Annotated in this window: 17 protein-coding genes; 7 read left to right on the top strand and 10 right to left on the bottom strand. The window is 55.5% G+C overall.

The features are described from left to right. Positions 1-22: 22 nt before the first annotated feature. Together MFLA_RS04635 and MFLA_RS04630 are read right to left on the bottom strand one after the other, a co-directional pair. Positions 23-1,336: a homoserine dehydrogenase gene (locus MFLA_RS04635; protein ID WP_011479269.1), complete on the bottom strand. Its 1,314-nt coding sequence runs from the start codon at positions 1,334-1,336 to the stop codon at positions 23-25. A 51-nt stretch (positions 1,337-1,387) separates the two neighbouring features. Then, entirely contained in the window at positions 1,388-2,677 is a 1,290-nt protein-coding gene (locus MFLA_RS04630; RefSeq protein WP_011479268.1) for a pyridoxal phosphate-dependent aminotransferase, read from the bottom strand. A gap of 53 nt (positions 2,678-2,730) precedes the next feature. Between MFLA_RS04630 and MFLA_RS04625 the strand changes: the two genes are divergently transcribed. Together MFLA_RS04625 and ccoG are read left to right on the top strand one after the other, a co-directional pair. Continuing rightward, positions 2,731-3,156 (top strand): Mth938-like domain-containing protein, encoded by a 426-nt coding sequence (locus tag MFLA_RS04625; protein ID WP_011479267.1) that lies wholly within the window; start codon positions 2,731-2,733, stop codon positions 3,154-3,156. Positions 3,157-3,280: 124 nt separating this feature from the next. Further along, the gene (gene ccoG, locus MFLA_RS04620) at positions 3,281-4,666 is read left to right on the top strand and encodes a cytochrome c oxidase accessory protein CcoG (protein ID WP_011479266.1); all 1,386 of its coding nucleotides are present in this window, start codon (positions 3,281-3,283) and stop codon (positions 4,664-4,666) included. A gap of 144 nt (positions 4,667-4,810) precedes the next feature. Here ccoG and MFLA_RS04615 read toward each other — a convergent pair whose 3' ends face one another. Beyond that, positions 4,811-6,421 (bottom strand): metallophosphoesterase, encoded by a 1,611-nt coding sequence (locus MFLA_RS04615; protein WP_011479265.1) that lies wholly within the window; start codon positions 6,419-6,421, stop codon positions 4,811-4,813. A gap of 307 nt (positions 6,422-6,728) precedes the next feature. On the opposite strand from MFLA_RS04615, the gene MFLA_RS04610 reads away from it, so the two are divergent. Continuing rightward, positions 6,729-8,627, top strand: a complete 1,899-nt coding sequence (locus MFLA_RS04610; protein ID WP_011479264.1) for a sigma-54-dependent Fis family transcriptional regulator — start codon at positions 6,729-6,731, stop codon at positions 8,625-8,627. 53 nt (positions 8,628-8,680) lie between these two features. Here MFLA_RS04610 and MFLA_RS04605 read toward each other — a convergent pair whose 3' ends face one another. Further along, complete coding sequence (locus MFLA_RS04605; RefSeq protein ID WP_011479263.1) at positions 8,681-9,523, bottom strand: ferritin-like domain-containing protein; 843 nt, start codon at positions 9,521-9,523, stop codon at positions 8,681-8,683. Between the two features lie 129 nt (positions 9,524-9,652). Between MFLA_RS04605 and MFLA_RS04600 the strand changes: the two genes are divergently transcribed. From MFLA_RS04600 to MFLA_RS04590, 3 genes are read left to right on the top strand one after another with little or no spacing between them, the layout of a single operon-like run. Further along, positions 9,653-11,152: a phage tail sheath family protein gene (locus MFLA_RS04600; RefSeq protein ID WP_011479262.1), complete on the top strand. Its 1,500-nt coding sequence runs from the start codon at positions 9,653-9,655 to the stop codon at positions 11,150-11,152. After that, the gene (locus MFLA_RS04595; protein WP_011479261.1) at positions 11,149-12,786 is read left to right on the top strand and encodes a phage baseplate assembly protein V; all 1,638 of its coding nucleotides are present in this window, start codon (positions 11,149-11,151) and stop codon (positions 12,784-12,786) included. Before MFLA_RS04600 ends, MFLA_RS04595 begins: the two co-directional genes overlap by 4 nt. A gap of 11 nt (positions 12,787-12,797) precedes the next feature. Beyond that, on the top strand, positions 12,798-13,067 hold the full coding sequence (locus MFLA_RS04590) for a PAAR domain-containing protein (protein WP_011479260.1): 270 nt from the start codon (positions 12,798-12,800) through the stop codon (positions 13,065-13,067). A 3-nt stretch (positions 13,068-13,070) separates the two neighbouring features. On the opposite strand, the gene MFLA_RS04585 is transcribed toward MFLA_RS04590, so the two are convergent. After that, entirely contained in the window at positions 13,071-13,313 is a 243-nt protein-coding gene (locus MFLA_RS04585) for a hypothetical protein (RefSeq protein WP_229407189.1), read from the bottom strand. Between the two features lie 137 nt (positions 13,314-13,450). Between MFLA_RS04585 and MFLA_RS04580 the strand changes: the two genes are divergently transcribed. Then, complete coding sequence (locus tag MFLA_RS04580; protein WP_011479258.1) at positions 13,451-15,826, top strand: phosphoketolase family protein; 2,376 nt, start codon at positions 13,451-13,453, stop codon at positions 15,824-15,826. Positions 15,827-15,992: 166 nt separating this feature from the next. On the opposite strand, the gene MFLA_RS04575 is transcribed toward MFLA_RS04580, so the two are convergent. From MFLA_RS04575 to MFLA_RS04555, 5 genes are all read right to left on the bottom strand, one after another. After that, a complete protein-coding gene (locus tag MFLA_RS04575) occupies positions 15,993-16,859 on the bottom strand; it encodes an SMP-30/gluconolactonase/LRE family protein (protein WP_011479257.1) in 867 nt (288 codons plus the stop codon). Positions 16,860-16,965: 106 nt separating this feature from the next. Beyond that, positions 16,966-18,153, bottom strand: a complete 1,188-nt coding sequence (locus MFLA_RS04570) for an MFS transporter (RefSeq protein ID WP_011479256.1) — start codon at positions 18,151-18,153, stop codon at positions 16,966-16,968. 144 nt (positions 18,154-18,297) lie between these two features. Beyond that, positions 18,298-18,867: a hypothetical protein gene (locus tag MFLA_RS04565; RefSeq protein ID WP_011479255.1), complete on the bottom strand. Its 570-nt coding sequence runs from the start codon at positions 18,865-18,867 to the stop codon at positions 18,298-18,300. Positions 18,868-18,886: 19 nt separating this feature from the next. Then, the gene (locus MFLA_RS04560) at positions 18,887-20,083 is read right to left on the bottom strand and encodes a PQQ-dependent sugar dehydrogenase (protein ID WP_229407187.1); all 1,197 of its coding nucleotides are present in this window, start codon (positions 20,081-20,083) and stop codon (positions 18,887-18,889) included. A gap of 187 nt (positions 20,084-20,270) precedes the next feature. Beyond that, positions 20,271-20,750: an ankyrin repeat domain-containing protein gene (locus MFLA_RS04555; protein ID WP_011479253.1), complete on the bottom strand. Its 480-nt coding sequence runs from the start codon at positions 20,748-20,750 to the stop codon at positions 20,271-20,273. Positions 20,751-20,824 lie beyond the last annotated feature (74 nt).

The following is a 20,824-nucleotide window of genomic DNA, read 5'->3' as shown; positions in this document are numbered from 1 at the left end:
CTACCTGCAACCCTTTCTCAAGTTATCGGCTCAGCTCTTCCATACGCAAGCGGGTCACGCTGCCGGAAATGGCAGGCAATGCCTCGATGGCGGCAATCGCGTCATCCATGTTCTTCTCGGCCGTGACATGGGTCAGGATGATGATATCGGCCTGGTCTTCGCCTTCCTGTGGTTCTTTCTGGATCATGGCATCAATCGAAATCTGGCGGTCACCCAGGATGCGGGTCACATCGGCCAGCACGCCTGGCTTGTCCACCGCGCGCAGCCGCAGGTAATAAGCGCTGCTCACCTCGCCGATTGCCAGGATGGGCAAATCCACGAGCTGGTCGGGTTGGAACGCCAGGTGAGGGACGCGTTGGTGCACATCGGTCGTGTGTGTGCGCGTTACGTCGACAATATCAGCCACCACGGCGCTAGCGGTGGGCTCGGCACCTGCGCCTGCGCCGTAATACAAGGTAGGCCCAACCGCGTCCCCCTTCACCAGCACCGCATTCATGGCGCCGTTGACATTGGCAATCAGGCGCTTTTCGGGGATCAAGGTCGGGTGCACGCGCAGCTCCACGCCTTGGCTGGTGCGCTTGGTAATGCCAAGCAGCTTGACGCGGTAGCCCAGCTCTTCCGCATAACGGATATCAATGGAGTCCAGCTTGCTGATGCCTTCAACATAGGCCTTGTCGAACTGCATCGGGATACCGAAGCCAATTGCAGCCAGGATCATGAGCTTGTGCGCCGCATCCACACCCTCAACGTCGAAGGTCGGGTCGGCCTCGGCATAGCCCAGGCGCTGCGCCTCCTTGAGCACATCAGCAAAGGCCAGCCCCTTCTCACGCATTTCCGAGAGGATGAAATTGGTGGTACCGTTGATGATGCCCGCAATCCACTCGATACGGTTGGCGGCCAGGCCCTCGCGTACGGCCTTGATGATGGGAATACCCCCTGCCACCGCAGCTTCAAAAGCAACGATCACCCCCTTCTGCTGCGCCGCGGCAAAAATCTCGTTACCGTGCAACGCGATCAGCGCCTTGTTGGCGGTGACCACATGCTTGCCATGTTCGATCGCCTTCATCACCAATTCGCGTGCGACAGTGCACCCGCCGATCAGCTCGACCACGATGTCGATGCTGGGATCTGCCACCACGGCAAATGCGTCGTCAGTCACGTCAACTTGACCTGCCGTGACCTTGCGGGCCAATTCCAGATTGCGGTCGGCAACGCGCGTGATGGCAATCGGGCGACCAGCACGGCGCGCGATTTCTTCCTGATTGCGTGTAAGAACGGTATAGGTGCCGCCACCGACAGTACCGATGCCAAGCAGGCCAACATTGATGGGTTTCATTCAGGTTTCCAGTTATCTTGCTTTATTCAATCTTGTACAGCGACAGCGCCGTCATGCCGACGCGCTTTGGGAGGTTGTTTGTGCCTCTTTCGAGGCTTTGCCTTCCACTATGGTGATGGTGCTGTGCTGCTTGCGGTAATTTTCCAGGAAGCGGGCAATTCGGGTAAATGCCTCGGTGAGGTCATCCACATTCGGCAGGAACACGACGCGGAAATGATCCGGCGCGCGCCAGTTGAAGCCCGTGCCCTGCACCAGCAGGACTTTCTCCTCCAGCAACAGGTCGAGGATGAATTGCTGGTCATCCTGGATGGGATATATTTTGGGATCAAGGCGCGGAAACAGGTACAGGCCAGCCTTGGGCTTGACGCAACTTACACCAGGAATATCGGTCAGCATCTTGTAGGCAAGGTCGCGCTGCTTGCATAACCGGCCGGTCGGCGCCACAAGGTCGTCTATGCTCTGGTAGCCGCCCAGCGCGGTCTGGATCGCCAACTGCCCGGGCACATTGGCGCACAGGCGCATCGAAGCCAGCATGTTCAACCCCTCGATGTAGTCTCCCGCATGCCGCTTCTCTCCCGAGATCACCAGCCAACCGGCGCGGTAACCGCAGGTACGATAATTCTTGGACAGACCGTTGAAGGTCACGAACAGCACATCATCAGCCAATGAAGCAATCGAGGTGTGCGTATTGCCGTCGAACAATACCTTGTCGTAGATTTCGTCCGCGAAAATCACCAGGCCGTGATGGCGTGCGATCTCGATGATGCCTTCCAGCGTTTCCCGCGGATACAAGGCACCCGTCGGGTTGTTCGGGTTGATAATGACGATGCCGCGCGTATTCGCCGTGATTTTGTTCTCGATATCCCGGAGGTCGGGTAGCCAGCCAGTCTGCTCGTCGCAGACATAGTGCCGCGCCGTCCCGCCCGCCAGGTTCACTGCCGCAGTCCACAACGGATAATCAGGCATCGGCACCAGTACCTGGTCACCGTTGTTGAGCAATGCCTGCATGGCCATGACGATCAGCTCGGAAACGCCATTGCCGATGATGATGTCATCGATGGTCACACCCTGGATATTCTTCTGCTGGGTGTAATGCATAATCGCCTTACGTGCGGCGAACAGACCCTTGGAATCCGTATAACCGGAAGCGGAATCCATGTTGCGAATCACGTCCTGCAGGATTTCCTCGGGCGCGGCAAAACCAAAAGGCGCAGGATTGCCGATATTGAGCTTGATGATGCGGTGCCCGTCCTCCTCCATCTGCCGCGCTCGGTCCAGCACCGGGCCACGAATGTCGTAGCATACGTTGCTGAGCTTGCTGGACTTGGAAATTTCTTGCATGGCGACCTGCAAATTCCGGTTGGGGAAAATGTGCTATCTTACATTGAGTTGACATGCAATTGAAGCATGGCGCCCCAAAAGACTTTCTTGATTATTCGACACCTCTGCTTATGAAATTGCACCTGACACAGGCTGCGGGCAGCCATTTGATCACTGGTTACGGCGACGGCTGGGTTGAAATCAACCATCAGCGCCACGAACACAGCCTGATCGTATTGCCAGGCAGCCTGCTGCCTGCCTGGCCGGTTGAAGACTTCGACCAATTACAGCCAACCCATTTCCAGGCATTGCTGGCACTCAAGCCTGAGCTGATCCTGCTCGGCACGGGCAGCAGGCACCGCTTTCTGCATCCATCCATTGGCCGCGACCTCGTCGTAGCCGGCATCAGCATGGAATGCATGACCACAGAAGCAGCCTGCCGCACCTACAATATCCTGATGGCGGAAAGCCGTCAGGTGGCCGCAGCTTTGATTATTTGACCCAATGCAGGAACTGCAGCCCGCTCCGGCAATCTGACACTATAAATTCATTACCATCTGAATCTGTTATAGGACTACCTGCTTCTTCACAATTTTGCATAGCATCGTTCATTCAGGAATTGTCATGCAAGCAGAAGCTACCATTTCCCGCCCCGCCGCCTCGCGAAAAGTCATTCCCATCGTGCCTTATTCGGTCAAGGGGCGTTACCGCACCCTGAAATCCATCATCCTCAATATCGCTTTTGCTGTCTATTTCCTGCTGCCCTGGCTGCCATGGCCCAACCAGGTTGGCCAAGCATTACTTTTCGATATCGGGAACAGGCGCTTCCATATCTTCAACCTCATCCTCTACCCTCAGGACTTGATGGTGCTCGTGGGCATCCTCGTGGTAGCCGCCAGCCTGCTGTTTGTTTCCGCCGCCATGTTCGGGCGGGTATTCTGCGGATTTTTCTGTTTCCAGACCCTATGGACGGATGCTTTTCTCTTCATCGAAAAATGGATACAAGGCGAAGCCCCGGCCAGGAAGCGCCTGCAGCAAGCCCCCTGGAGCCCGCGAAAAGCCATCCTGCTCGGCAGCACCCATGCACTGTGGTTGATGCTGTCGTTCGCCACAGCCCTCACTTTCACCCTCTATTTTGCCGAGGCAGGGATGTTATTCAGGCAGGTATTTGCAGGAGAAGCAGCGGTGGCGGCTTATATCACCATCGCTGTCCTGACCGCCACGACCTATGTGGCCGCCGGGTTTGCACGCGAAGACGTATGCTTCGTGGCCTGCCCTTATGGCAAGTTCCAGGGAGTAATGCAGGATCCCGCCACCGTCACGGTCATTTACGACTGGGTGCGCGGCGAAGGCCGCCGTGGGCGCAAAGCACCCACCGCCGAGCTCAAGACTGTGGAAAGCCGTCGCCAGCAAGGTTTTGGCGACTGCATAGACTGCAATTACTGTGTGAATGTTTGCCCAACAGGCGTGGACATCCGCAAGGGGTTCCAGATTGGCTGCATTTCGTGCGGCTTGTGCGTGGATGCCTGCAACCAGATCATGGACCGCCTCAAGCTACCTCATGGCCTGATCCGTTTCGACCGTGATGAAAATATCCAGGAACCAGATGTCCGCATGAAACGACTGGCCAGGGCCAAACGGTTCGGCTACGTTGGCCTACTGATTGCCAGCATTGCCTTCACCTGGCACTCCATCAGCACGCTTACGCCGTTTACTGCCATCGTGCAACAACAGCGGCAGCCGCTAGTCATCCAACTTGCCGACGGCAGCCTGCGCAACCGTTACGAGCTGCGCATCACGAATAAGTCAGGCAATACGGAAACCTACTACATCAAGGCGCATGGACTTCCGGCAGGCAGCTTCAAGGGCAATAGTGAAATCACTATTCCTGAGGCAAATCCTATGCTATCCGCTTCAGTGTATCCTTGCCGCCAACACTGGCGACTAGCACTTCCAGCTTCATCCTCAGCATCACACCGCAAACGCAGCCTGACGCGGCTGAGAACGTGAACGTCAGCTATGTTGCACAATGATGCCTTCCAGCCCGGCATGTGCCACTGGTCCCACGGTCACAACCGCACAGGTTGGACAAAAAACAAGGACTGCCACAGCAGCCCTTGTTTTATCTGGCTTGAGAGCGCCGGTATTCTCCACTCAGCTGCGCCGACGTCGCGCTGCCAGTGGCACCAACAGTCCAAGTCCGCACAGCATCAGTGCCATTGCAGAAGGCTCAGGCACGGCAGCCACAGCGAACTGCCCGTTGCGGTCAATCACCGCCCATACCTGGTTGTTGACAGTATCCACGCCATACGTCCCCAGGCCATAGGTGGCATTCCAAGCACCTGAGACAAAGAACGGCGTCCCCTCTGTGTTGGCTTCCACTGCCAATACCCACTCACCATCCACCAGATACATCAGGCGCAGCAATGATTCGTCGACTGCCACATCCTCGCCATAGCTCAGGGCGAGCACGAAAGGATCGGCAACACCATCAAGCTGGTCATCCATACCACCCAGGTAGAGGATATCGCTGTGCAGGCCGTCCGTATTCGCCCGCCAGCCGAAGTTGACGATATTGCCAAGTTTCTGGGTGATGCCATCGCCGGAATCAGGCTCAGTGGTCACGGTGCGTCCATCGAGATTTTGTCCGGCCAGGATTTCTGCCTGCGTACCGATGAATCCATCGCCCGCTGCAATCGAACTGTCCAGACCAGCGTAGGACTCACCTGCGTTGATGCCATAGGAGTGGCCGTTGGTCGAGAAGGTCGTACGGTCAGCCACGGCCCACTCTGGCTCCCAAGTTTCCAGGAAATCCGATGAAGCTGGTGGAGTCGCCGAGTAATAGGTGAAGGTCACGAAGGGCCCATCGATATCGACGACGCTGTAGCCAACCTTATTGTTTTCCAGTGCGGCACCAACTTCCTCTCCAACATTGAATTCATTCTCGAACCGATAATATTTCTCGGCGTTAGAACCCGCGACGAAGTGGTGAAGCAATACGTCCTGGCCATCGACAGCAGCCGAGCGGCTGTACTGGTGGTCATGCCCGCTCAAATAGGCATCAACCCCATTGCTGCTCAATTGCGAGAGTATCTGCATCCGCAGCGGGTCATCGCCGATTACGCCTTCCCGCGCACGCCCGAAGAAAGGCTCATGGGCAAAGACGAACATATGGTCATGGCTACCTTTCTGCTGGCTGGCTGCCCAGCCAACGAGCTCGCTAGGCATTGCGCCGTAAAGGTCGAGCGAAACGAAACGCGTGTTGTTATAGGTGAACGAGTAGGATGCGCCTGGTCCAGCGGTCACGTTGGGTCCGCTCAGTTCAGGAAAGGTTGCGGACCAGACCTCGGTACCTCGGGAAGTGGAAGGACCGAGCAAAGGATCGATACCTACGGTACTGCTTTCGGCGCGGACATCATGATTGCCGCGCGTCAGATAAAGCGGAATGCCGGCATCGGTCAATGGCTTTGCGGCCTGCTTCCAAGTGTTGAACTCAGCGACGGTACCGTCCTCGGTCAGATCGCCGATGGAAATGAGCAAGTCAATGTCGTGGTGGTTGGCGAAGCGGTCAATGACTGGCTGCATCAGCCTGACGGAAACACCTCGCGGATCGCTTGCCCCCTGGGTATCAGCAAGGATGCCAAAAGACCATTGGGTAGGCGCCGCAGTGGCAGCGGATACCGCAGCCACCGGCTGCACGCCAATGGCTGCCAACAACCATGCAGCAATGGCGAATCGATTTCGAACAACGGATTTCAACTTCATCACAACTCCCCAATCAATAATGAGCAAACATGAATGCAGCGAGTTTCTTCCCCCGCCGTGACCCCTGAATGAATGCGGGACTAGTCACAACACCCAGGTAGCGCCGCCACCTGCCCGATCCCACGCCAATCCTCTGACCTCTGAGAAGATGCCGAAACCAAGACGGGGCAAGGGATTTCCCAGCACGATTGCTAGCCTTGCGCGTGCATGCCGCCACACCAGCCTCAGGAAAAGTTGTGTCATCCGTGAACAGGTGCTAAATTGCCTAACACACTAGTTCAACCCCATACAATCAGGGACTTAACCCATGCATAATCCTTATCCTGACGGGCCTCGGTTTCTGGATGCAAAAAGCCAATTCCTTGCGCATGGTGCCGTGGAAAAAGGCAGCGTTTCCAAGGAAATCGAGCGCTCCTGGCGCAGGTGTGTGGAAAACGGCATGGAAGCTGGCGCTCCAGTGCGCACCGAAATACTGACCCAACAGGAACTGCTGGAAAAGCAGGAAGCCAATCAGTTACTGCTATCGCACGCCAGGCCTGAAATGGAAAGCCTCAACGCGCAGATCAGCCATACGCGCAGCGTAATCGTGCTGACCGACGCCCAGGGCTTCATCCTGCATAGCCAAGGCAATAGCGAATTTCTTGATGATGCCCAGCGCGTGGCCCTGATTCCCGGCTCATCCTGGCAGGAAAGCCTGCGCGGCACCAATGCCATCGGCACGGCGTTGGTGGAACGTTCCCCCATGACGGTACAAGGCGCGGAACATTTCCTCGAACGCAATCATGTGTTGGCTTGCTCGGCAGTGCCCATACTGAACGCGCGCAACCAGATAATGGGCACGCTGGACGTGTCGACAGACGCCAGCATGCCGCAGCAGCATACCCTGGCACTGGTGCGCATGTCGGCGCAAATGATCGAGAACCGGCTGTTCATCGCCAGCCATGCCGGGGCGTATTCACTGCATTTTCATGCCCGGCCGGAATTCATCGGCACATTGTGGGAAGGCATTGCCATCTTCGACGATCGGCACCGACTAATGGCACTGAATCGCAGTGGCCAGTTCCAGCTCGGCATCACACATGAGAAACTGGAAGACTCGCTATTCAGCGAATTGTTTGCCTGCAGGCCGGAATCGCTGATGCAGGCGGCGCAGGGAAGTTCACTGGTAACACCGCTTTATACTACGCGGGAAGCGCGGCTTTACGCGCGCATGACGTTGCGACAAGCACCTGGCGTCCGCCAGCCTGGGGCCACCAACTCCTCGGCCAGCGAACGGCATTGCGCTGCCAGCCTGCAGATGCTGAATACCGGCGACCCGCGCGTTGCCCGCATCATCAGCCAGGTAGAGCTTGTCCTCGATCAGGACATTCCCATCCTGATCGAGGGTGAAACCGGCGTAGGCAAGGAGTTGTTCGCACGGGCCATCCACGAAGCCAGCACCCGCAGCCGGGGTCCATGGGTTGCCGTCAACTGCGCAGCCTTGCCAGAAGGCCTGATTGAATCAGAACTATTCGGTTACGAGGAAGGCGCCTTTACCGGGGCGCGCCGCAAGGGCAGCGTGGGCAAACTGGAGCAGGCCGACGGCGGTACCCTGTTCCTGGATGAAATCGGCGACATGCCGCTAGCCTTGCAAGCGCGCTTGCTGCGGGTATTGCAGGAACGCAGCGTCACGCCCCTGGGTAGCACCAAACCCAAGCCCGTCAATTTCGCGCTGTTGAGCGCCACCAACCAGAAACTGCGCGAGAAGGTCGAGCGCGGCGAATTCCGCCGCGACCTCTACTATCGCCTGAACGGCCTCACCGCCACCCTGCCTGCACTGCGGCAGCGCCAGGATTTGCCTGCACTGATCAACACCATCCTGCAGACAGAGAATGCCGCAGGCAAGACGATAGACCGGGAGGTCATGGCGTTATTCAAGTCTCACCCTTGGCCAGGCAATGTCCGCCAATTGCATAATGTGCTGCGTACGGCACTGGCACTGTCGGGAGCAAGCCCCATCTCCATGATGCACTTGACGCAGGACTTTCTCGACGACATGAAAAACGGCGTTGAGGAAGACGCGGCGCTTTCATTGAGCAAACTGACGGCGGAGGCCATCAAGGCGGCCATGCAATCGCATGCCGGCAATGTCTCTGCAGTGGCGCGGCAGCTCGGTATCAGCCGCAATACGCTGTACCGGCGGATGCGTGCAATGAATCTAATGTAGGTAGCGCTTTAGAACTGCTAGCAAAAGTGAGCCATCCTTCAATCTGTGCCTTGCTACTCCCGACGCTCGGCCATCAGCGCCAGTTCGGCTTCGCTGAAGCCGGCTGCCCGGCGTGCCGGGAAATTGAACGGGCCGCGCAGCTTGGGAGCCTGGTATTGCGCGGTAAGCCGGGCATAAGTGGAGACGGGCTCCAATCCCCGCTGCTCGCACAGCCAGCCATACCAGCGGTTGCCAATTGCTACATGACCAATTTCGTCACGCAGGAGGATATCAAGAATGGCTGCCGCCTTGAGGTCGCCAGCCTGGGCCAGCTTGGCCCGCAAAGGCGGCGAGGCATCGAGTCCACGTGCCTCCAGGGTACGCGGTACCAAAGCCATGCGCGCCAACACATCGTCGCTGGTTTTCGCTACCATCTCCCATAGGCTATCGTGCCCGGTGAAATCACCGTAACGATAGCCTAGGCTTTGTAAGTGGTCATGCAGCATGGTGAAGTGCAACGCCTCTTCTGCTGCAATCTTCAGCCAGTCCACATAATATTGTGCCGGCATGGCGGAAAAGCGCCATATAGCATCCAAAGCCAAATTGATCGCGTTAAACTCAATGTGGGATAAAGCATGAATAAGCGCGGCCCTGCCTTGCTCAGTCCTCATTGAGCGTCGCCCCAATGCTTGAGGGGCTACCAGCTCCGGTTTTTCCGGACGACCCGGAATATTGCCGGGAGCATTCAAATGCAGCTCAGGCACCAAGCTCACGCTTCCTTCATTCCAGGCTGCTTGCAGGGCTGCCACGTCTTGAGACTTGCGTACCGGGTCACATTCACAGAGCAACATCAGTGCCGCTTGCCGTAATTCTGTTTTGCTTCCCGGTAAGGGAGAGGTAAGCACTTGATGATTCATGTGCGCATTTTAGCGGCGTGCATCGTATCCATCACATAGAATTTTTCATTCAATTCACGAAATACTTAAATACTGACAACAAATTGCCGTAATATGGTTATATTTAAAATAATGATAGGGGAGCTTTACATGGGGAACTATCAACATCCTGGCATTTATGTACAGGAAATAGCTATTGCACCCAACATTGAGCCTGTTGCCGCATGCCTGCCCCTATTCATTGGCCATACAGAAAAATCCCAGGATGCCAATGGACATCCATTACCATTGGGTAAGCGCTACAGCGTTTCCTCACTTGCAGAATACGAAGAACACTTTGGCAAAGGTGCGCCAGAAACCCTACGCGTGCTATTGGACGGCAAAGGTAATATCGTCAATGCCCACAGCTACAGTCCTTTTTACCTTTATGCAGCCGTACATCAATACTTCGCCAATGGAGGTGGACAATGCGAAATTCTTTCCGTTGGCCCATATTCCCGGGCACCAGATGCTTCTGCGCTGAAAGCGGCCATTAGAGCATTACCCCTAAACGCCGCATTTACACTGGTTGCGATCCCCGATGCTGTTTCGCTAGCAGAATTACCTCAACTCCAAAGGAAACTACTGCAATATTGTGCACAACAGGATTATTGCCTAGCAATTCTGGATGTCCCCTATTGCAATGACCAGACTCGGGAGATGACGGTCAATACGTTCCGCCATGATATCGGTCAGCGAGGCCTGCAACACGGTGCAGCGTTCATGCCATGGCTGGAAACAGCTGCGGCTGGCATCTCAGGCTATGTCGACCTGGAAATCAAATATACGCCTGGCGTTGCCACAGCCTGGAATGATTTTCACAAAGCCACCAAGCTCCAATCTCACCTGCTTCATAAACAACTGGAAGCATCCCCTGCGATACGATTCAACAGGATGCTTCCTCCCAGCGGCAGCATCATGGCATTATTTGAAGCCAATGCCCGCAAGCGTAACATTTGGACAACCCCTAACCATACCCCCATCAAGGAAATCATTTCATTAAGCGCCACCATTGATAACATCATTCAAGAATCGCTGAATATTCACCCAACAGGTAAATCAATCAATGCCATTCGTCGCTTCGACAATGCTCTCTTGATGTGGGGAGGACACACATTAGCCAGCAATGACAGCGAATGGCGTTATATAGCCCATTTGCTTACCCGTGGATTTGTGCAGGCCTCTCTACGTCGATTCCTGGATCAGCAAACCTTTGAGAAAAATGATGAAGCTACATGGAGTTTGGTTGGTCACCAGTGCCAGGATTTTCTGCACACGCTTTGGCGGGAGGGTGCTTTAGTTGGAGATAAACCTGAACAAGCATTCTATGTCAGGATAGGCCTTAACCAGACCATGTCCACCCAGGATATCGCAGCGGGACGAATAATTGTGCATGTAGGCATTGCCTTGCTCAGGCCTGCCGAATTTATCATACTAAAGCTACATAAAGTCATATCAGCCCCCGACTTGAAACCAGCAATCACCAGGCCTGGAAAACCGGTAAATCGAGTCAAGATCCGGGCTAAGACAAGCCCGATCAATGTTGTCATCCGTCAGCGACAACAACCCAGTCCTCCTAGCAAACCTTTGCCATCGGAGCCGGTTTCGTGACGATATCTAGCGTCGAAGTGTTGGTTGCTGGAGAGCGATTAAGCACGCCCCATGCATTATCAATACAACATCGCTTGAATGCACTGCCTTCTGCATCTATCCAACTGGCATTCAGTTCACTCACAGAACTTGATCAAGTTGCTAAAAGACTACTTCCAGGAAATAAAGTAGACATCCACTCGAATGACACCCCACTATTTTTAGGCGTTATCGCGACACAAAAAATTCAGTACTCGGTCAAAGATACTTTACTTATCCTGAATTGCTGTCATGCAGCCACTGCATTGACCACCCTGCCTCAAAACCAAATTTTTCATGAAATGACCGATGGTGAAATCATTCACCAAATACTGGCTAGCCACGGCATCGAAGCCTACATTGACTCCTCAGGTGTACAGCATGAGTATTTAATTCAGCACAACACGAGTGACTGGAATTTTGTCTTGCAACGCCTTCAGGAAACGGGCTTGGTCGCCTGTTGTAACGGTAATACCGTCACAGTCACCTCTCCAGAATTAGGGACGGCAAATGGGTTTCCGCTACCACATGAAAACATCATCAACCTAGAGATTGATATAGACACCTACCATCAGGTAGATGCTTTGGAACTCCAGGCATGGTGTTACAGCAATCAGGCGCTGGAGACTGTTGAAGCAAAAAATATTGATTTTCCAGTCAATGCGCATCTTTCAGCCTTTGCACTGTTGGGCAAAGATCATCCAGTCACAAAGGTACAGCGAATTAGCGGGGAATATACCCTACCTCAACTCCAAATCATGGCAGATGCCCTACTCGCATACTCCAGATTAAGTCTGGTGCAAGGCACGATTACGGCACAATCCTTACATGTCGCCTATCCAGGACAAACATTACTACTGTCAGACATCAGTCACCATTTATCTGGATACTATTACATTAGTGGGATCACTTATGAACTTGCTCCAGGAGCAGCACCAGTCACCCACTTCCAGATTGGATTGCCGCGAAAGATATGCGCTGAGCCAACCAATAGCAAACAACTCCCCACCATGCTAACGGGTATCGTGCAAGAAGTCAGTGATGATCCAGCTGTCAACGAAAGAATCAAAGTCACCTGCCCCTTGATTGATCCCACAGGCCAGGGTGTGTGGGCGCGACTGGCTACATTACAAGCAGGTGAATTCTCCGGCACGATCTTCACGCCCTCCATAGGCGATGAGGTGATATTAGGCCTGAATGGTAGCGACTTGAATAATATCGTGGTGATTGGGGCAGTTCATAGCCCAGCCATGCCAAGACCATGGGCCAATCCAAGCCAGTATGGTTACAAAAGCCCCAACGGGTTATTGCTATCGCTGGATGACGCAGGACAGGAAATACAAATATCCACCCAGAACGGTCCATTGTTAAAACTGAGCAAGGATGAAAAAGAAAGTCTCGTGCTTGAAGATCAACACAACAATTCCATCCATTTCAGCCAAGCCGGAATACATTTGCAAAGCCGTTGTTTGTCCCTGGAAGGCAACGATATCAAGATGAATGGACAAAATATTGAAATAAAGGCTGGATCCCTCAAACTGAACAGTGAAGCCACTGCCGAAATTAGCGCTACCAGCATATTGGCCCTCAAGGGAAGTATGATCCACATCAACTAAGGAAGGCCCCCATGAAACCTGCTGCCCGAATGGGGGATATGCTGATGCATATTCTCCTGCCTACTCAGCCCATTAAGCCAATCAATACTGGCATCGCCACCGTGCTGATTGGTGGCAAACCAGGGGCTTGCAGGGGTCATGGCAACGGGATAGACATCATAGTCCAAGGATCATCGACTGTTTTCATCAATGGCCTGCCTGCAGCACGCGTTGGAGATATGACAGGAACAGGTGGAATCGTCATGGGTCCAGGGGCAGTCAATGTCCTGATTGGCGGATAAGGCCTACTCTCCCTCTTGTTGCAACAAAATGGCCAGTCTTGCCTGCAACACCATATTTTCCAGCACTAGGCGGGTGACAGTGGCCGCCATGACCATCTCCCCGTCCTCCGCAGAATTGCCGGCCCGGAGTTGCTGCATGATCTCTACCACATTGAGGCAGGCGAGCCGCCGCAGATCATCCACGTCAAAAGGCAATCCAGAAAAATCGATGGGATCCTCGCGCTCTACTTCCAGCAATAACTGCATCAAAGTCTGTGCATTCATGTCCTAGAGTATAGGACCAGCCTGCCCAAGTCGCCAACGATGAAACTTCATTGTTTCAAGGTTGCCATACCCCTCCCTGCTGTTATGATGGAATCACGCCCCTCCCAAGGAGAATGTCAATGCAATCCCAAGCCGCGGACCATGTCCTGAATGCTCAACAATTGGCGCAATTGCATGCCTACTGGCGCGCCGCCAATTATCTCTCGGTCGGCCAGATCTACCTCTATGCCAACCCGTTGCTCAAGACGCCTTTGCTGCCAGAGCATATCAAGCCGCGCTTGCTGGGCCACTGGGGAACGACACCGGGGCTTAATTTCGTCTATGTCCACGCCAACCGGGTCATTCGCGAGCACGACCTCAACATGATCTACATTACCGGCCCGGGGCATGGCGGTCCGGCCGTCGTCGCCAATACCTACCTGGAAGGCAGTTATACCGAGCTTTACCCGGAAATCACCGAGGACGAGACCGGCATGCTCAAGCTGTTCAAGCAGTTCTCCTTCCCTGGCGGCATCCCCAGCCATGCCTCGGCGCAGACACCGGGGTCGATCAACGAGGGAGGCGAACTGGGCTATTGCCTGCTGCATGCGTTCGGCGCAGTGTTCGACAACCCGGACCTGATCGCCTGCTGCGTAGTCGGCGACGGCGAGGCGGAAACCGGCCCGCTGGCCACCTCCTGGCACGGCAACAAATTCCTCAATCCCAAGACCGACGGCGTGGTATTGCCTATCCTGCACCTCAACGGCTACAAGATCGCCAACCCCACCATCCTGTCGCGCATTGGCGATGAAGAGCTGCAGAAACTGTTCGAAGGCTACGGCTACACGCCCTATTTCGTCGAAGGCAGCGACCCTGACTTCATGCATCAGCGCATGGCCAGCGTCATGGACCAGGTCATCGGGGAAATACAACGGATCAAGCGCGAAGCCAGCCTGAAACGCGAAGTCAGCCGTCCGCGCTGGCCCATGATCATCCTGCGTTCGCCGAAGGGCTGGACCGGACCTGCGGAAGTGGACGGCAAACCGAACACTGGCACCTTTCACGCGCACCAAGTGCCGTTCGGTGAGTTAGACAAGCCGGAGCACATCAAGCTGTTGCAGGACTGGATGCAATCCTACGCGCCGCACGAACTGTTCGACGATACAGGCAGGCTCAAGGAAGAGCTGCGCGCGCTTGCCCCCAAGGGCGAACGGCGCATGGGCGCCAACCCGCACGCCAATGGCGGCCTGCTGCTCAAGCCTCTGGCACTGCCGGATTTCCGCAAGTTTGCCTATGCCGTGACCCAGCCGGGCGAACGCCAGACCAGCACCACGGGCGAGCTCGGCAAGTATCTGGCCGAAGTTTGGCGGCTCAATCCGAACAACTTCCGCGTATTCAGCCCGGATGAAAATAACTCCAATCGCCTGCAGGCATTGTTCGAGGTCACCAATCGGCAATGGATGGCCGAACGTCTGGAAAGCGACGAGCATCTTGCAGCGCATGGCGGCGTGATGGAAATACTCTCAGAACATAGCTGCGAAGGCTGGCTGGAAGGTTACCTGCTCACTGGCCGCCATGGATTCTTTTCCTGCTACGAGGCATTTATCCATATCATCGACTCCATGTTCAACCAGCATGCCAAGTGGCTCAAGGAATGTCGCCACATTCCCTGGCGCAAACCGATTGCCTCGCTCAACATCCTGCTGAGCTCGCATGTCTGGCGCCAGGACCATAATGGCTTCTCGCATCAGGATCCCGGCTTCATCGACCATGTCGCCAACAAAAAGCCGGACATCATCCGCATCTACCTGCCTGCCGACGCCAATACCCTGATCGCAATCACCGATCATTGCCTGCAAAGCCGCAACCTCATCAATGTCATCGTTGCAGGCAAGCAACCGCAAGGGCAATGGCTGGACATGCCCGCCGCGATTGAACATGCGCGCCGTGGCGCCAGTATTTGGCACTGGGCCGGCAACTGCGCAGCAGACGAGGAACCCGACTTGGTCATCGCCAGCGCGGGCGATGTGCCGGTCATGGAGTCGCTTGCCGCCGTCATGCTGTTGCGCGAGCATCTGCCCGCGCTCAAGATACGCTACGTCAACGTGGTCGACCTCATGACCCTAGTTCCTCACGACGTGCATCCACACGGCCTCACCGACGATGCCTTCGACGAACTGTTCACCCGGGATAAACCAGTGATCTTCGCTTTCCATGGCTATCCTGGGCTGATCCACCGCCTGGCCTACAAGCGGCACAATCATGCCAACTTCCATGTGCACGGCTTCCTGGAAGAAGGCACGACCACTACGCCTTTCGACATGACGGTGCTGAACAGGCTGGATCGCTACAATCTGGTCAAGAATACCTTGCGCTGGCTACCGCATATCGACAATGCTCCGGTTCTGGATGCGCTCATGGACGAAAAGCTCGCGCAACACAAGCAATACATCTGGCAGCATGGCGAGGACATGCCGGAAATCCGGGATTGGAAATGGCAGCCTGCAGATCATTGATGGTTCTGGAAGGGACGATTCAGTGCAATAGGCACAATACGCCTATTCAAGGTCAGGTTGGCGGTTATTGATACTGCCAGCCCGGTTTCGCTCTTGCACCGCCAAACGATCACGTGCTGATCAAGCGACTTTAACCAAACCAGCGGAATTCCATGGCTGTGTCCTCTCAATGCAAATGCAGCCAAGTGACTGTGCCTGCCTTCATATCCGGGACCAGCAATATCTTGCCGTCAGGCGTCACGCCGATATCGGCTGCACTCTGGAATCCCTCATGCTCCAGCGCGACTTCATCTTCCATATTGAGGCTGAACACCTTGCCACCCACGTAATCGCTGACATAAAGCTTGCGGTTCGCTCCCATCGCCACACCGTCACTGCTGCCCAGCCCCGTTGCAAGCTCGATCAGGTGGCGGTTGAGCAAGTCGAGCTTGTATAACACGCCGCGCGCAAAATCGGCAAAGATCAATACCTCGCCCGTATCATCCATCCATAACCCGTTGGGCGCCTTGATCCTGTCATCCATTTGATGGCTGATCACGGTCTCGACCTTGTTGGTGGCAAGAATAACCCGGTATATCGCGCCGCTGGTGCCGCCCTGGTTGGCGATATCGCCACTGTCACTCACATAGAGATACTTCCCCTCGTAATCAGGCTCCAGGTCATTGAGGAAACGGGGGGAGACAGGGAACGCGCTTTTATCGACCAGAACCTCCCATTGTCCATCCCCATCCACTTTGAGTATCCGGTCCTTGTCAGTGACATACAGATCCCTTCCGATCAGGGCCAGCCCCTTGGGGTCGTTCATGCCGCTCGCCAATACGCGGCGCTGGCCATCCGGCTCGATCACGCTGATCTGTCCGTCGCCGTCCTGGTCGAATTCGCCGATCTCGGAAACAAATACCCTGCCTGCCCTGTCTGCGAGCACGGACTCCGGGTTGTTGAAGCCTTGCACCACCTTCAACTCGTGCCCTGAGGCCGTTGCGGAAAGCATCAATGCACTGCCCAGCCAGACAGCCACCACGGTTTTAACCATTTATCCCTCCTGCACTTATCCGTATGATCGGCCGATCATCGCGACCTGACCGTATCGAGGATTATGCGGTTGAACACAGGCTAACTCAACCTCACAAGGCGGAAAGCTATCCTCCGGGTTGATGGGGCCTCAACAATGGGGTAAGCAGCAGCATGACCATGGCCACCAGCACCAACAACCAGCTCGACATATGGAAGTTCTGCGTCAAATCCCGCAGGAATCCCACGGACAATGGCCCGGCAGCCGCAATCAGGTACCCTACCGTCAGCACAAAAGCATTCCAGGCGTTAGCCTCATCCACGCTATGCGTATTATCCAAAGGCAGTGTCATGCCCAGGGTGAATGCTCCCCCCAGGCCGAACGCACAAATGGCAATGCTGATGAATGGCGCCCAGGTGGGCACCATCGCAATCAATAGCAAGCCAATAACGGCTAGCGCAGCACAGGCCGCAAGCAGGCCACGTCTATCCGTGGATTTGCTGATGGCGCCCAGGATAGGATTGGATATCATGAATACCGTGGTAAAGGTCGCGAGAATGAAGCCTGCAACAGCAGGCGAGCTGCCATGTTCTATATACATGGGAGCCGTCCATGACAGCACGGCATAGAACAAAAAATTGTCGGCGGCAAAAAACAGGGCCACCAGCCAGGCGGTGCGATTACCCCACGGCAACCGCACCGGGTGGCTCGCCGCATGCGCGCGCCCGCGCTCTAGTCTCGCGATCCCCAGCCAGCAAAGCAGGCCAATGGCGGCGCACAGGCTCCACATCCCGGCTCCCATGCGCCACCCGGCAGCGGAGTGCATGGCCACAGGGCCAGAGACCGCAGCAGATAAGGTGCTGCCGAAAGAGAGTGCTGTCGCGTAGATACCCATGACCATCGCCGCCTTGTGCGGGAAATTTCCCTTGATGTAGCCTGCGATCAGCGCACCGGCTACCGCAATGCCGGCCCCCACCCCGGCGGTGCTCAGCAGCAACATGTCCACACTTCGGGAGAACGCGCGCGCCGCGATCGCCACGCACAGCAATAGCAAGGCCAGCAACAGAACGGGGTCACGCCCATATCGCCGCGCCAGCCACGGTGTAGGCAGGGCAAGCAAGCCCATCAGCAGGTCGGGAATGGTAGTCAGCAGTGAAGCCGTGCTGTGGGAAAGCTGAAACTCATCAATGATGGCAGGCAGCAAAGGGCCGATGGAAACAATGCCGGGACGCAAGGCAACGGCAACCAGAATGATCGCCACAATTGCAAATCCGACAGGCACCTGGGAAGCGGCCCTGGCAGAATGCTGCGGCATGGCAGCAGTTTAAACGGATGTGGTCATGCAATGCTTGCCTCCCTACTCGGTCAGGATGAGAGGCAATATAGCCTGGCGCCACCGCACGACGCCATACGTTATCTTGCGTAGCGCGAGCGAAGCGCTACGCAAGGATCAGGTGTTCTATGGCTTTTTCAGGCCTGGCAATATCGCAATCATGGCACAGGGTGTATACGATTCGCTATCTGGCAGCCCTTCATCAATCAGCCGCGTGATGACAGGATCGGCCTTTATCTTGTCTGCCACCTGCTGGATTGCGAGATCATATGTTGCCTGCACCGTATTGGCTGGCAGGATGTCCAGGTCGCCGCTCAGGCGCGATTCACCAGTATAGCTCGCGATGGCCCTGCCGCTCCCGGTATAAATGGTGGCATTGATGGTGCCGTAGAAATTGCGCATATGGGGGTTGTAAAACATCTTGGGCCTGACCCAGAGCAATACATTGGCCGTAACCCCTGCCTCACACATGACAGTGTCGCCGAGCCTGGCGCTGAGCGTCTTGGTCAACACCGGCTCTATCAAGGGACCCTGCGCGAACCAGTAATCCTTCATGAAGTGCCAGAGTTTGATCTCGTTGGTGTATTCATACGGACTGATGTAAACCGCCACCTTGCTGGCAGGCTGCGGCCCTTCGGCATGAGCCAGGCATGAAGCGAACAATAAGGCTACCAATCCGATCACGCGCTTTTTCATTGCATTGCTCCTTACAAGGTTATTTATTGTTGTAGGTAATACGATAAACCAAACCGGCCCGGTCATCTGATACGTACAGTGCGCCATCAGGCCCGGCAATCACATCCACAGGACGCCCCCAGGCGCTGTTCTTGGTTTGCCAACCAGTGACGAAATCTTCCACGGCCACCGGCTGATTGTTCTGGAAGCGAATGCGTACCAGCTTGTAGCCATATGGCTGGACACGATTCCATGAGCCATGCAGGGCTACGATTGCACCCTGCTTATACTCGTCAGGAAAATCCGTCTTATCGAGAAAGGTGATGCCTATAGGCGTGGAATGCGCGCGCAAGGTAATTGCGGGCGGCTGCATATTGTCACAGAAACCGGGCTTGCCCGGGAAGTTGGGATCCGTCACCCGGTTACCCCAGCAATGCGGCCAGCCATAGTGCTTGCCAGGCTCAATCTTGTTGATATGCTCGGGCGGCAATTCGTCATCCATGGCACCCCCCTTGGTTCCTGAACGCATGTCCGCGCCGTTATTAGTCGCATAGAGGTCGCCCGTAGCAGGGTGCCAGGCCAGCCCCTGGGAATTCCGCAGCCCGCTCGCCCAGACCGCGCTCCTGGCACCACTGACGCTGCCGTCAGGAGCACCTGCCGGCCGGCCATCCAGGGTGTAGCGCAGGATGGTGGCACGCAAGGGATCTTTTTCGACACATACGTTGCAGCTGGAGCCCACGTTCAGGTAAAGATGACCGTCCGGCCCAAGCTTGACGGTTTTGAGGGTATGCCCGCCAGAGGGAAGATTGCTGATCAGGGGCACCTGCCTGGCAGCCGAGCGCTTTCCATCCTGCGCCAACTCGATGCGGACCACGCCATCCTGGTTTGCCACCAGCATACTGCCGTTGGCGAAGACCAGGCTGTTGGGGGCATTCAGCCCTTCCACGACAGGAACGACATCGTCGGCCACGCCATCGTGATCGCGGTCCGGCAGCATATAGACGGTGTTGTCCACGCTACTGGCAAGATACAGATTGCCGTCCGGACCGAACGCCATGAAGCGCGGTCCACGGAAATAATCGCCCTTGGTCGGATTGAGCTTGGCAAACGTGTTGATATGGAAGCCCGGCGGCAATGTCAGGCTACGGGCAATGTCATCCGGTGTCTTGCTCACTGCCGCGACGGTAGTACATGCCACCAGCGCGGCGCTGGCGGCCAGGATAGTCATTGCACGCATCGGCGTTTTCCTCATGGCGTTCCCTATACTAGGCGCAAGTTTGATATTCACAGATTACGAGCCTGGGATCAGACTTAGGTTCCCGGAAGCCGATGAAAAATGCCGGTACGAAACCGGCATCCATTTTCCGGCAAGCCTGAAGGGCTATGCCTTGTCCTCTCCATGACACAACGAGGAGATTGTCAAATCAATAGCATTTCTTCTCCTGGCAGCCATCATCTTTGGCACCTGCAGCAATCAGGAAATCTACCATGTCGGTTCGGCCCTCATCCCGCAAGGCACGCAGGATGGAAACATTGCCGCGCAGCTTGGCGTTCACGTCTGCACCATGGTCTATGAGGTATTTGACCACATCCTTATTGCCTTGATAAGCAGCCAGGTGCAAGGCTGTCATCTTGGTAATCGGGTGCTTGTAGTTGACATCGGCACCATTCTCGACGAAGAACTTCACCATCTCCAGCTGGCCCTTGTTAGCGGCGATTTCAAGACCGCTCCAGGCAAAAAACAGTTCATCAACCTTGTAAGGATTGTTGAAATACTGTTTCACAACCTTTAGGTCGCCCTTGCCAATGGCATCGGTATATTCTACGTGAGGATCCTCGGCATGAGCCATGACCGCCCAGCCCAGCACCAACGTTGCCAACATCACTTTCAACATCTTCTTCATGCGACTTCTCCATTCCATAGTAATCATCATTTGATTTTAAGTGTGCTTATGATTGTCTAGGCTGCAGGGTACGG

It is taken from the genome of Methylobacillus flagellatus KT (genome assembly GCF_000013705.1).
In the GTDB taxonomy this organism is placed as follows: Bacteria; Pseudomonadota; Gammaproteobacteria; order Burkholderiales; family Methylophilaceae; genus Methylobacillus; species Methylobacillus flagellatus.
Note: the sequence above shows the minus strand (reverse complement) of the source record. Positions and strands in the feature narration are given on the sequence as shown.